The organism is Rhodoferax sp. GW822-FHT02A01 (genome assembly GCF_038784515.1).
GTDB lineage: Bacteria > Pseudomonadota > Gammaproteobacteria > Burkholderiales > Burkholderiaceae_C > Allorhodoferax.
Genome location: NZ_CP152376.1, coordinates 2115646 through 2129100, shown reverse-complemented (window position 1 = coordinate 2129100; position 13455 = coordinate 2115646). Strand labels below are relative to the sequence as shown.

The window sequence follows — 13455 nt, the reverse complement described above, 5'->3', positions numbered from 1 at the left end:
TGAATCGAATCGCCTAATGGCAGTACACGTTCGCTCAAGTAACGTTCTATCTAACAGTATTCAGAAGGACATACGCAGGGCGTGAACAGACGCTGAAGGAGCAATCGGTCGGGCGCACTGACCCTTGTACGGCATGCTTTTCATTTGGTTGATAGCCCGTGCGGCGCAATGAGGTAGGCCGGAAAATGACTTTCGCTTTTCCTATTACAAGGGGTTTTCGACTGCTCACCTCATTGGGAGAATGGCAACCACTTTACGCTGGCTATACGTTGATGGCTGTTTTGCAGCTCTTGTTGCGATGAAGATTGGTCGTGGCACTGTCGCCTTTTGACGTCAGTTGGGGAAAATGGTAGAGCATGGGCCAGTTTACTAGTCCGGCGACCACGAATGAAGCACGCATTTGAAATCGGGAATGCCGAGCGAAAATCCACCAAAATCTGATACTGTGAAAAATCCTTGAATCTTGCCGTTATTTGCTATTTGCACCAAGGCCGAGATTCCATCAATATAAAATTCCAAGTCAACTCATCCAACATACCGCTGCATGTCACTCATACAGGTTATCCGTTTCGCTGGTCTGTTCGTCGCAAATGTCGGTTGTGCATTGGCACAATCTGTACCAATCCATTTACTGTACGCTGAGCGACCTCCGTTCATGAGTCGGTCACTGCAAGGGGAGGTGATTGGAATCACTGCCACGCCTGCTATTCAGGCCTTTGTGAAAGCAGGTATTGCATATGAACTTATAGAGGCCTCACCTGCGCGCCGCTTGCTGGAAATACGGGAAAACAAAGACCGTGTTTGTTCCATCGGCCTGTACAAAACACAAGAGCGTGAAAGCTACGGAAAATTTACCAAGCCCATATCGCAAGACTCAGCAATGGTGGGCTTCGCGAATGCAAGCTTCCACCCACCCAAAGGAGTCAGTTTGGACGCCATTTTGGCGGATGCCAATACGACTGTGCTCATAAAGAATGCCATTGTCTACGGGCCCTATTTGGAGCAGAAATTTGTGACGATGAAGGCCATTCGCATGCCAACTAGTGCTGAATATGGTCAGCTCATCAAAATGATTCAACTCGACCGCTCAAAGTTGACCTTTCTACCCTACGAAGAAGTGATGTATTACGCAAGGCAGGAGGGATTCAAGGAAAGTGATTTCAACATCATTCATTTCAAAGGAATGCCAGCTGGGGAAATGAGATACGTCATGTGCAGCATGTCTGTCGAGGATGAAACGATTGCTAGACTAAATAGCTTCATAAGGAACTAGTAGGATGAGGCGAATATCTCCAATAAATGCCAGCAAGTCATTTTGATATTCATCGAACTTACTCATATAAATGAACGATTTGTGGGCCTCTCCCAAAGATAGCTCAGGGAGGTTCTGTCGGGGTAAGCGCCGGTACGTGAGAATGCCGGGATGCAAGACATGACCGAAACCGCGATGATCCTCGAACTGCGCAGGGTACTCAAGCGACTGCACCATCCTCTCGAAGTGATGCTGGTATGCGCCCGTTGGTATGCGCCCGTTGGTATGCAGCCTACCTCTTGAGCTTTCGCCATTTGGATGAAATGATGCAGGAGCGTGGCGTCTTCGTGGACCACTCCACCGTGCACCGCTGGGCTTTGAAGATTTTGCCAGTCATTGCGCTTATCTTTCGTCGCCGCAAGCGCCCAGTCGGTACCAGTTGGAGGATGGATGAGACCTACATAAAAGTAGCCGGTCAGTGGAAGTACCTGTACCGCGCAGTCAAGAAGAGCGGCGACACGGTAGACTTCTTGCTCACCGCCAAGCGAGATTTGGCAGCTGCGCGGCGCTACCTGGAGCGCGCCATCAATCTGCATGGCCTGCCTGAAAATATTACCATAGACAAAAGCGAGGCCAACACCGCTGCCATTCGCAGCGTCAATGCCGATGCCTGCGTTGATGTTGAACTGGGCCAGTCAAAATATCTCAACAATCTCGTCGAGCAAGATCACCGGGGAGTCAAACGAATCACCAACCCGATGCTGGGTTTCAAATCATTCTGGAGCGCGCAAAAACTGATTGCTGGAATCGAGACCATGTATATGGTGAAGAAGGGGCAGTTGCGCTGCCCTAATGGAAAGCCCATGTCCGCAGCAACTCAGTTCTACAGCCTTGACTCTGAGTTTTTGCCACCATACGCAGAAATTCATTCACTCAACGTTATTGCGACAAAGCCAAGCAATCGTGTCTTCTATCTTACGTACAAATCAGAACGTTACTTTCTGGCGTTCCATAACGACCCACGCTACGATCGCAATCATTTGGAAACCGTCACCAAAGTACTCGGTAACCTACCAGAAGGCTCAAAGCTGCAGTTTTTCCTGACTCGCAAGGCGTCATTGAGTAGGGAAACGCCGTTGCAAACTCTAGCTGCGGGGCGCGTTGCAAAGGTCAAAGATGTCGCCACCGCCTTCGCTGAAGTGCCGACGGAGACCTGAGTTTTATGCCCCTTCAACCACCAGCCGCCAAGCCATCAGGAAGTGTGAAGGACATGAGCCCGCAAGTCGCCTTGCATCGGTCTCGAATTGGTACCGATTGCTTCGCCCATTACTCTGACTAAGCAGGGGCGATCCACCAAAGAACTCCGTTTGACTGGTTTTGCAACGATGAGTCCGAATCTAGTTTGAATGTGAGGATCGCTCCATAGACGTTGCACCGTAAGCGCGCGGCCAACCCATGTTGACCGCTGAGAGCTGCCGCGGTAGTCCGTCAGGTGGTAGTGGATTGCCAGCGATGCGGCAATAGCTCGCCGATCTGGCTGGCCCGTTGTGTAGGCAGCCGGGTGAGCACATCTTTCAGGTACGCATAGGGATCATGCCCATTCATGCGTGCTGACTGGATCAGGCTCATGACTGCCGCAGCCCGTTGGCCTGCGCGCAGACTCCCGGCAAACAACCAGTTGTTGCGGCCAATGGCAATGGGGCGGATTTGGTTCTCGATCCAGTTGTTATCCGCGGGAAGCCGTCCGTCATCGACGAACCGGGTGAGCGCCTCCCATCGCCGCAAGCTGTAGTCCAATGCTTTGGCGGTGGCTGAACTGGCGTGCACCTTCTGGCGCTGCAAGCCCATCCATTCATGCAAGGCATCGAGCACGGGCTTGGCCTTTTGTTGGCGGATGCGCTGGCGTTCCATTGCATCCAATTCCTTGACCTCGCGCTCGATCTCGTAGACCAGTGCAAACTGTGCCAGCGCAAACTCGGCGATATAGCTCTTGCTGGCGGCGTGCAGATCGAAGAACTTGCGCCGCGCATGGGCCAGACACCCCACCTCCGTCACACCGCTGGCGATCAGTGCTTTGTAGCCGCTGAAATCATCGCAGGTGAGACTTCCGCGCCAGTCCTCCAGGAACTTGCGTGCATGCTCGCCAGCCCTGGACTCGCAGAAGTCATACACCACGGCCCTCATGTCCTCGAAGGCTCCGGGCGCATAAGCCCATAGGTAGGCGCGATGCGTCTTGCCATCGCCTGGCTTGAGCATCGACACTGGCGTTTCATCAGCATGCAGTACACGATGTTGCAGCATCTCAGCCTTCAGTGCATCGACCAGGGGCTGCAGGCGCACGCCACAAGTTCCCACCCATTGCGCCAGAGTGGAGCGCGGGATGGCCAAACCGGCCCGACCGAAGATGCTCTCTTGGCGGTACAGCGGCAGATGGTCCGCGTACTTGGCCACCAGCACCTTGGCCAGCAGTCCGGCGGTGGGGATACCCTTGTCGATAACGTGCGCTTCGATCGGCGCCTGGGTGATGGTCTCGCACTTGGCACATGCCCACTTGCCGCGCACATGACGCTCCACGGTAAAGACGCCGGGCACATAGTCCAGCTTCTCCGCTACGTCCTCGCCAATGCGCTTGAGCTGGCAGCCACATTGACACGTGGTGGAGTCGGGTTCATGGCGAATCTCCCGGCGTGGCAGGTTGACCGGCAACGGTTGGCGTTTGGCCTGCCGCTTGTCCTGCGCAGGAGATACCGGCAGGCTTAGCTGCTCAATCTCTGCGGCCACGGCTGCCAGGTCCGCATCGATCTCGTCTTCGAGCAGGCTGCGCTGATCGGCGCTGAAGCGTTCAGACTGGGCGGCGAATTTCATGCGCTTGAGCAGCGCGTTCTCGTAGGTGAGTTTTTCGTTGAGGGCCTGGCTGTGGCGCAGTTCCGTGAGCAGTCGGGCTGTCATCGCGCGCAACTGCTCGGCGTTCAGGTTCTCCAGGGATTGCGGCTCCACCACCATGACCACGACTGTGCCAGAGTCGCTGTGTGCAGGCCATTGGCGCATGCCCCAATTGGCAGGTAGGGCCTATGCCGCCCGCGATCACACCACGGTAATGGCGCCGGCCTGTCCCACGCGTTTCCAGGGTAGGCCCAGCACCAAGGCATCGAGCTGGACTCGGTCCAGACTGCAGTGGGTGTCGCAGTCAGATGCCCATATGAACTTGCCCTGGTGTAGCCGGCGTGCAGCCAGCCAGATGCCAATGCCGTCATGCACCAGGATCTTGAGCCGGGTGGCGCGCTTGTTGGCGAACACATAGGCATGGTGAGGCTGTGCGGCACCGAAGACAGCGATCACGCGGGCCAGCGCTGTATCGGTTCCAGCGCGCATGTCCAGCGGTGCAGTCGCCAGCCAGACTGAGTCGATGCGGATCAACGCAGCAACTCACGCAGCACTTGTGCACATTGCGCAGCGCCCGTAAGTGGCCAGCGCACGCTCACGGTGGCACCGCCGCGCTGGATTTCAATGTGGATGGTCTCACCGGTGTGAGCAGGCTGCGGTGCCTCTGGTAGGTGCTTCATCGCTATGGCATCCGCATTGCCTGCCCCTGAAAGCTGCAGCGGCACGAAGGTTGCTGCCGTCTGTTGCAGCTCGGTCAGCACCCTGCGTTGGCGCTCCTCGCGTATCCAGCGGTGCACCATGTTCGGGTTGATGCCATGGCCCAGCGCAATGCCCGCCAGGGATGCGCCTGGCTGGCGACACTGCTCCAACACCGATGCCTTGAATTCCACGCTGTACTCGCGCCGCTTGAGGCGCTGCACTGTCGACACTTGATCCATAGTCTCCACGATCTCCTTCGTGGGGACGATGCCTGATCACCAAGGTCGATTCAATATGGGATGGCCGGACGCTTACGTTGCACCGTGCCTCTACGAAGGAAAGACGTTTTCAACGTTTCTTGGAGGTGCCAGTCCGATTTTCTCGAGTGTCAACTGCCTCAGTGACAGCGTCCAACACTGTGTTCAACATTTGATGAGTCTGCGCACGTGCCGATGGTATAGCTGGCCAACAAACCGTCGAAACATTCCATCATGATAAGGGGTTACACACCTTGCCGGCCGGAATCCCGAACTCTGTGATGCACCAGCCAACTTTTCGCATTTATTTCTAAGACGAGCCCGACGAGGTAGGGATTTCCTTACATCGTGTCGACCCCAATGCTTGCAAACTCTGAGTTGATCCAGAGCCTTGTGATTGTCGAGTCGCGACTGCATATTGGAGCTGCAGTTCTACTTCTGTCTGTTCGTTGCCAAGCATCCATTGCATGAAGTCCACATTTGTGAAACTTCAAATCATCTTTGACATATGTCAGAATCCAAGAAGCTTTAGAACATAAAATTTTTCCGCTTCACGGGAAAAGATAATCCGTTGGAAAACAAGATGCACAAGAAAACAGCCCCGGTTCTCCTTCAAGGTGACACTGACAGCGTTGCTGCACGCCGATGCCACAGATCAACTGCAGAATAGTTGGCGTGAATGTACGACCTCGTTGATAACCTTGCCGATCTGACCGCCCTGAGAGATCGGGATGCGCTGGATGTTGCCCTGGCCAACACCATCAGTGATTTGTTGCTTCCACTCTGCGCAAGTATCTGTCGTGCTGTCGGTGATCAGGGCAATGAGCGTTGGCGAATTTCGGCCCAAATACAAGCCGGGACGTCAGGTGTATTTAGCGACGCGGCATGGATGCCTTTTGACCAACTTCCTCTGCTAGCTAAATTTCCCATGCGACAGTTGGCAATATCGGGGCAAATTCAGGAGTCCGACGACGGCCAGCATATTGTGGTGTTTCCACTTGGAGGAACGCCAGGAAATACTGGAGTACTTGAGATACGCTTGGATGCGCCACTGTCGGCGCAAAGGCGCGATCTGGTAAGTGGCATTCTCAGGCTGTATCGCAACTTCTCTGCACTTCTTGACTATGGTGAACGCGATTCATTAACCGATCTGCTGAATCGTAAGACGTTTGATGGAGCCTTCCTGCGCGCCACCCTGGAGCAGAAAAATGGCAGCGCAGAAGACAATAGCCACCGCCAGCAAGAACGACGGGACACTGAGGCGTACGCAACTTATTGGCTGGCGATGATTGACATCGATCATTTCAAGCGCGTAAACGACAACTTTGGACACCTCATCGGAGACGAGGTGCTGTTACTGCTGGCGCGCCTGATGCGTGCTCATTTTCGCTTCAATGATCAGATCTATCGGTTCGGTGGAGAGGAGTTTGTGGCGCTTGTGCGCTGCCACAGTGAAGCGGAGGCCTCTGCCTTGCTGGATCGACTGAGAATTACTACACAAAACCATGTGTTTCCCCAGGTAGGTTCCATCACTTTGAGCATTGGCTTTTCGGAAGTCAGGGCTGGTGATTCTCCTAGCGCAGCCATCGAACGGGCAGACAAGGCTGTTTACTACGCAAAAGAGCATGGACGCAACCAAGTATGCAGTTATGGTTCCCTGGTATCGAATGGTGGATTGGTCGAACCAACTACCAATGTTGGTGATGTGGAGTTGTTCTAGGGCTCGCAGTGTGATCGACGGAATATCCAAATCAATAAATCTGTCAAGCACTCAAAGATTCAATCGCTAATTTTCAAATGGCAACAGATTCACCTCGGCCTATTCTGCATTCCTGGCAATTGGGCCTGGTGGTCGCGCTATGTGGCATTGCGGCAAGCGCACTCATGGTACGTAAGCAGTCTGACTCCATCGACATGGTGGAAAGTGCACGCTTCACACAGGCTGCGAATTCTCTGAACGAGACTTTGGCAAGCCGAATTGCAGGATATGTCGAAATCGCACTTGGCTTGCGCGGACTATTCGTCGTTGATCCTCTAGTGGATCGACGCTCCTTCAACGAAGCTGTAACACATCTCGATGTAAACAGCCGCTATCCCGGTATCAAAAATATTGCGTTTACACGGTATGTAGCGGCAAAGGATAAACGGCGTTTTGAAGCTAAGGTGCGCGCTGACACCACGCTCAATCCACGGGGTTACCCAAACTTTGCGATCCATCCGCCAGGCGACCGCAGCGAATATTATGTCGCAGACTATCTATGGCCTGCAAATGGCAATCAAAATGTGCAGGGTCTGGATATTAGCGCCCAACCTGCCAACCTTGCATCCATGCAGTTTTCAAGACGCACCGGGCAGCCCGTAGCCAGCGCGCCATTTGATTTGATCCAGGAGACAACAAGTCGAAGTGGATTTGTCATTCGGGTACCGGTCTTCGTGGGCAAAGGCAACGGCGGCCAGGAGCCAAAAGAAGAAGATTTTCTGGGGTCAGTCTCCATCACGGTCAGGGTATTTGATCTGTTCCAGCAACTGCAGAGTGAAGGGCATTTCGAAGGACTGCGCGTTGCCGTCACCGACATGGGATCTCTGCTCTCCAATTCGAGTTCAGATGCCAATACGGGTTCCCTCATATTTTCGAACCTGCTAAGTGGCTCGGATTCGGGCACAGCCATCAGCCGGATGATTAATGTGCATGGTCGCAAGTGGCAGCTTCAGTTTCAGCCAGAAAGACACTTCTTATCAGATGCTGAACGTCGTACACCACTGCTGCTAGGTCTGGCAGGTACACTTATTTCCGTCCTGTTGGGAATATTAGTCACGCTGCTGGCCCGTGGCAGGTCGCTGGCCTTAGCTCAGGCACAGGCCTCTGGAGAAGCGTTGAAAGACAGCGAGCAACGGTGGAAATTCGCCGTAGAGGGTTCTGGCGACGGCCTTTGGGACTGGTACATTCCCTCAGATGTTGTCTACTTCAGCCCGCGCTGGAAAAGTTTGCTTGGATATGCGGATGGAGATATTGGCAATCAACTCGATGAATTCAAGACGCGCATTCATCTGGACGACCGAGAACATGAGGAGGCCAGTAAACAGGCGCATTTGGCTGGAGAAACACCCCTGTACGTCAGCGAGCAGCGTCTTCGGTGCAAGGATGGTAGTTGGAAATGGATTTTGAATAGAGGTGTGGTGGTTCAGCGTGGCCACGACGGCAAGCCCTTGCGAATGATTGGAACTGTGCGTGACATCACCGACAAAAGGAACATTGAGGAAAACCTGAAGAGAAAAAACGATCTACTCACCAGCATCATCAACAATTTCCCCGGCGGAATATCGGCGGTGAATGGTGATCTGACTCTGCTAGCACATAACGAATTATTCGCCAGGATGATGGAGTTCCCCGCATCACTGTTTGAAATTCCAAATGTGGGAATGGAAGATTTTGTTCGCTACAACGTTCAACGTGGTGAGTATGGGCCGGGAGATCCGCAAGAGCAAATTTCTTCACGAATCAATCTTGCTCGAAAATTTTTGGCGCATCGTTTTGAAAGAGTACGCCCTAACGGTACGGTGCTGGAAGTGAGTGGGGTTCCGCTGCCTGGGGGTGGCTTTGTCAGCACCTACATTGATATCACCGAGCGCAAACATGCGGAGGCGCAACTGCGCATTGCCGCCGCTTCCTTTGAGTCCCAAGAAGGGATGATGGTCACCGACGCCAACCAAGTTATTTTGCGTGTAAATCGCGCGTTTACCAAAATCACAGGTTATGCCCCAGAAGAAATAGTTGGCAAAAAACCCTCAATTCTCAAGTCAGGACGACATGATTCCGACTTCTATCACGCCATGTGGGAGAGTATTAAAAGTACCGGTGGCTGGCAGGGGGAGGTCTGGGACAGGCGCAAGAACGGAGAAATCTACCCAAAGCTGTTAACTATTTCAGAAGTCAAGGCAGTTGACGGAACGGTTACTCATTACATCGGTACCCAATACGATATCAGCGAGCGCAAGCAGACAGAAAAAAGAATTGCCGAACTGGCATTTTTTGATCCCCTCACGCACCTACCCAATAGAACCTTGCTGCTAGATCGTCTTGCACAATCCATGACCAATGGACATCGCAATGGTTCCTATGGTGCTGTCTTGTTCATAGACCTGGACAACTTCAAAACACTGAACGACACGCTCGGGCATGACAAGGGGGATTCGCTGCTCCAACAGGTGGCTTCAAGGCTTACCTCCAATGTTCGCGAAGGCGATACGGTGGCTCGCCTGGGTGGTGACGAATTTGTCGTTGTGCTCGGCAATCTAAAAGGCAGCATTGAAGAGGCCGCGAGTCAAGCCGAAATGGTTGCCTCAAAAATACTCAATGCTTTGTGCCAAACATATCCGCTTTCTGACACGACTTACCGCAGCACAGCAAGCCTTGGTGTCACGCTTTTCAGCGGTCATGAAACCTCCATTGAGGAACTCTTAAAGCAGGCCGATCTGGCCATGTACAAGTCCAAGAACTCGGGCAGAAATGCGATCCGGTTTTTTGACCCATCGATGCAGACCGCAGTGCTAGAAAGGTCGGCCTTTGAAGATGACTTGCGTTCAGCAGTGGAAACGAAGCAATTTATTCTTCACTACCAAGTCCAGGTCGAGCGAAATGGGGAGATTACAGGATGCGAAGCGCTGGTCCGTTGGCAGCATCCCACTCGTGGAATGGTCTCACCAGCGAATTTCATTTCCGTTGCAGAGGAGTGTGGTCTGATCATCCCATTGGGACATTGGGTGCTGAAAACGGCCTGCACGCAATTGGCGACCTGGGCAACGCAGCCGGACATGCGTCACCTGACACTTGCAGTCAATGTCAGCGTGCAGCAATTTCTACAATCTGACTTCGTCAATCAGGTGCTGGCTGTCATTGAAGCTACTGGTGCCAACGCCTCCCGACTCAAACTGGAGCTCACAGAAAGCCTGCTTGTCGACAACGTCAATGAGATCATTGAAAAAATGGTGGCACTGAAGACCGCGGGTGTCAGCTTTTCTCTGGACGACTTCGGCACCGGCTATTCATCTCTATCCTATCTCAAGCTACTACCTTTAGATCAATTGAAGATTGACCGTTCGTTTGTCAATGACATACTTGACGACTCAAATGACGCGGCCATCGCAAAGACGATCGTGGCACTGGCCCAGATTCTGGGTATGGAAGTCATTGCCGAGGGAGTAGAGAATCAAGCGCAATGTGACTTTCTTAGAACGTTAGGCTGCTATGCGTACCAAGGTTACCTCTTTGGTCGTCCACTTCCCGTTGAAGCGTTCGAGAGCCTTGTTAGGGCACCTTGAACATTACCCCATATGAGAGTAGATGTATTAATACCTGTAACTAGCGCCAAATGATGAAATCGACCAAATTTTGACGACTCTTTGATCAGACCAGTTCACTGTCGAATGGGTTTTCAGGTAGTCGATGTGAATTTACCCTCACGATCGGGATTCGAACTGCTCAGGTTGCTTCATCTACGACGATCCCCGGGTGATCAACCTGACTATTGAGTGACAAGGTGGACGGATTGCTCTTCGTTGGACGTTGTTGATTAACGCATGCTTCCACACTGCAACTCCTTGGAGAGAGTTTTCTTAATGCACACGACCTTTGGTAGCGTCATTCTTTATGCAGGTTACCTTCGCGCCGACCTCGGCTACACGACCAATGACTTTGTGGCCAGGCACCGCGAGATAATAGGTATTGCCCCAGTCGCTGCGCATGTTGCGCAGGTCACAACGCATCTAGAACAATTAGATGTCCGTGAATTGAGCAATGATAATGCGGTGCACATAGTTTATTAATCACCTGTTTAATTACTAGAATTACTTCTGTGTCCACCGATAATATCAACACAATCCCTGGCATTATTGTCTACCAACGAACTGATGTCATTCACGTTCAGAGTCAAAGAATTTTGACAACACTATCTTCTTCATTCTCAGGAGGAGGTTTCAATCGGGTTCGCCATATCCTCAATGCCAGTGTGGGCGAGAACTTTTGCTCAGAAACACCTCAGATCGACTTGCATGCCATTGCCGCGCGATGCGGAGTCACGACTCCATATGTTGGTCTCCTAACAGCGGTACCAATGCGCAAGCTACGAATGGTATTTACGCGCGAAGAAGCGTTGCGCGTCGGAGTACTGGTTACGGCGGGCGTTGGCAATGCCAGCAGCGCAGGCATCTCGAAGCCATTTTTGTCTTCTCCAGGCACGATCAATATCATCGTGCTGCTTGATGCAAAACTCACTCGTGCAGCCATGGTGAATGCAATAATTACCGTAACCGAAGCCAAGTCGGCTGTTCTGAATGAACTGGGTGTTCGTACATCGGGTGGAGACCTAGCCACTGGTACGTCTACTGATACTGTCACTATTGCCATGACAGGTCTTGGTACTTCAATGCAGTATGCAGGCCCCGCCACTACTATTGGGTGGCTAACAGCTAAGAGCGTGCGAGAGGCGTTGCGCGAATCGCTGATGGCCACATAAATGGAAAGCACACGCCCTCGATGGGCGAAAGCACAATGGGCAAAACGCCTTTAGTTTGATGCGCTTGCTTCTCCGCGCTCAGCGTTTCAGTTGAAATTCCACAATGCATGTACCAAAGCATCTGCTTGATGCTTCAGCGCACTTGTTTAGCTAAGCATAAACAACTGCTAAGTAGGTCTTGAAAAGAGAGCCTCCTATTTGGAATTCACGTGTGGGATTTTCGGACTATCTTCATGGATTTCGATCGTCGCATTTGATGTCTGTTTTAGCAATTCAGATACCACCTCTATAGGTACGCCGATGTTGGAACCGGTGAAATTTTGCAATACCGCACGATTGACAGCGACGACCTCTCCGCGCAAGTTCACTACCGGCCCCCCACTCCCACCGCCAGTCGTCTGCGCGTCATACGCGATAGCTGCATCGGTTGTCTGCGCAATGATGCCGCGACTTACCAAGGGTTTCACTAAGCCAACTTTAGCCAAGATTTCGAGTGCACGGCCATCGTCCAGATTGGGGACGTTTTCCAGTCTCGCTAAGAACTCATCGCCTGCACGTGCTATCAACGCGTGTATGCCTGTCGGGTAACCAAACAGCAGCGCCACATCACCAGGCAAGGGATTTTTCTTTGCCAGCGGTAAAGGCGACACTGACAGTGCAGCACCACTGCCACGTAAGAGGGCCAAATCGTGCGAATCCACCGTTAGTGTCATGACTTCAAAAGGGTTTTCCTGTCCCGGCAAAAAGCCGCGCATTTCAAGCATGACGGGTTTTACCCCAAGCTCTTTCATAGCCTTTTCTGCAATGCCGTTTTCCCAAGGCAATGCTACATGGCGGTTTGTCAGCAACGACCCATGTTGATCGATCACAAAGAACGTTCCCATGAAAGTGGAAACATACACGGGCCCCATGCCCGAAATGGTCAATCGTGGGCTACCGTCACTGTCGCGCATTGGTTTTCCAAGAGCCATACGTACGCGAACCGGTTTTCCACTGGTTGGGTGAATCAATACAAACCGTCCTTGAATGAGGCCCACCGATGCACTCACCTGGGCTACTACCGGAGCCAATGAGCCACTCTCAATTGCATCTACGCGCGCAGACTCACCGTCCAAATTGCGTTTAACCGTGTCTCGTAGAACATCCATTTCGCTACGCAGTGGGCTTTCACTTCGCAAGCGGCGCAGCTCCTCACTCACTACCGCAACTTGTCGGTCCGCTGCATTGAGTTGGTTTACCAACTGCGTCGTGCGCCAATATTGCGCGCCCACTACTACACATAGCAGAGCAACGACAGGAAGAATACTTCGTAAAGCGAGGCGCCAGTGGCCTCGTCTGATTCTTGCCACCTTCGCGTCTGCAAGAACTCTGGTATGCCATTTTTCATGTGCAAAGGAGTCTCCGCCTGCATCACTTAAAGGCTCTGCGGGAACATTTGATTCAGTGACGTCCATGTCAGCCCCCATTGGATTCATCGTCACAAGAAGCCCAACCGATGATTCTTGGCTCTTTATCGAAGCAGTTACGTTGCAATACGCCGGTTAACCCAGGGCAATACTAGTTCTGAATAGATGAAGATTCAACCCAATGAGATTTTCGGTTGGCTAAGCGCAGCAACCCAAGACCCAATTCATCGGGAGCAAAGCTTTCAGGTGACCGCCACACCTATGCCTCACGCTCGCGCTCCATTTCAAATGGGCTCCTGGCCCGGTTCAGAACCGTGGTCTGGCTTGCTGTAACGTTGGACGGCTCATTCTCCCGCGATATGTGACGGGGCCTGAGCAGCTTGGCGTTGATAGCGTTGAAAAAAGTACGGCACCCCCTTCCGCCGAGCTTCTCATGAGCAACGCCC

Annotated in this window: 8 protein-coding genes and 1 pseudogene; 5 read left to right on the top strand and 4 right to left on the bottom strand. The window is 52.6% G+C overall.

Going from position 1 to position 13455, the window contains the following annotated elements:
- Positions 1–544 precede the first annotated feature (544 nt).
- Both AAGF34_RS10070 and AAGF34_RS10065 read left to right on the top strand, forming a co-directional pair.
- Positions 545–1273 carry a transporter substrate-binding domain-containing protein gene (locus tag AAGF34_RS10070; protein WP_342620472.1) on the top strand — a complete coding sequence of 243 codons (729 nt, stop codon included), beginning with the start codon at positions 545–547 and terminating at the stop codon, positions 1271–1273.
- A 150-nt stretch (positions 1274–1423) separates the two neighbouring features.
- Positions 1424–2151 (top strand): annotated as a pseudogene (locus AAGF34_RS10065) (IS6 family transposase); the annotation flags it as partial.
- Positions 2152–2740: 589 nt separating this feature from the next.
- Here AAGF34_RS10065 and AAGF34_RS10060 read toward each other — a convergent pair.
- The 3 genes from AAGF34_RS10060 to AAGF34_RS10050 form a co-directional block, all read right to left on the bottom strand.
- Positions 2741–4255 (bottom strand): IS66 family transposase, encoded by a 1515-nt coding sequence (locus AAGF34_RS10060; RefSeq protein ID WP_342621033.1) that lies wholly within the window; start codon positions 4253–4255, stop codon positions 2741–2743.
- 81 nt (positions 4256–4336) lie between these two features.
- Positions 4337–4669: an IS66 family insertion sequence element accessory protein TnpB gene (gene tnpB / locus AAGF34_RS10055; protein ID WP_342616766.1), complete on the bottom strand. Its 333-nt coding sequence runs from the start codon at positions 4667–4669 to the stop codon at positions 4337–4339.
- Positions 4666–5073, bottom strand: a complete 408-nt coding sequence (locus AAGF34_RS10050; protein ID WP_342616765.1) for a transposase — start codon at positions 5071–5073, stop codon at positions 4666–4668. The genes tnpB and AAGF34_RS10050 overlap by 4 nt, the downstream gene beginning before the upstream one ends.
- A 697-nt stretch (positions 5074–5770) precedes the next feature.
- On the opposite strand from AAGF34_RS10050, the gene AAGF34_RS10045 reads away from it, so the two are divergent.
- The 3 genes from AAGF34_RS10045 (at position 5771) to AAGF34_RS10035 (ending at position 11603) form a co-directional block, all read left to right on the top strand.
- On the top strand, positions 5771–6811 hold the full coding sequence (locus AAGF34_RS10045) for a GGDEF domain-containing protein (RefSeq protein ID WP_342620471.1): 1041 nt from the start codon (positions 5771–5773) through the stop codon (positions 6809–6811).
- Positions 6812–6888: 77 nt separating this feature from the next.
- Positions 6889–10410: an EAL domain-containing protein gene (locus AAGF34_RS10040; RefSeq protein ID WP_342620470.1), complete on the top strand. Its 3522-nt coding sequence runs from the start codon at positions 6889–6891 to the stop codon at positions 10408–10410.
- Positions 10411–10943: 533 nt separating this feature from the next.
- Positions 10944–11603 (top strand): adenosylcobinamide amidohydrolase, encoded by a 660-nt coding sequence (locus tag AAGF34_RS10035; protein WP_342620469.1) that lies wholly within the window; start codon positions 10944–10946, stop codon positions 11601–11603.
- Positions 11604–11797: 194 nt separating this feature from the next.
- Here the strand turns inward: AAGF34_RS10035 and AAGF34_RS10030 are convergent, their stop codons facing one another.
- Complete coding sequence (locus AAGF34_RS10030) at positions 11798–13057, bottom strand: trypsin-like peptidase domain-containing protein (RefSeq protein WP_342620468.1); 1260 nt, start codon at positions 13055–13057, stop codon at positions 11798–11800.
- Positions 13058–13455: the final 398 nt, after the last annotated feature.

Excerpts from the sequence above, each read along its gene's own strand:
- AAGF34_RS10060 (WP_342621033.1), bottom strand. The coding sequence starts at position 4,255 with ATGGTGGTGGAGCCGCAATCCCTGGAGAACCTGAACGCCGAGCAGTTG.
- AAGF34_RS10050 (WP_342616765.1), bottom strand. The coding sequence starts at position 5,073 with ATGGATCAAGTGTCGACAGTGCAGCGCCTCAAGCGGCGCGAGTACAGC.
- AAGF34_RS10070 (WP_342620472.1), top strand. The coding sequence starts at position 545 with ATGTCACTCATACAGGTTATCCGTTTCGCTGGTCTGTTCGTCGCAAAT.
- AAGF34_RS10045 (WP_342620471.1), top strand. The coding sequence starts at position 5,771 with ATGTACGACCTCGTTGATAACCTTGCCGATCTGACCGCCCTGAGAGAT.
- AAGF34_RS10030 (WP_342620468.1), bottom strand. The coding sequence starts at position 13,057 with ATGGACGTCACTGAATCAAATGTTCCCGCAGAGCCTTTAAGTGATGCA.
- AAGF34_RS10040 (WP_342620470.1), top strand. The coding sequence starts at position 6,889 with ATGGCAACAGATTCACCTCGGCCTATTCTGCATTCCTGGCAATTGGGC.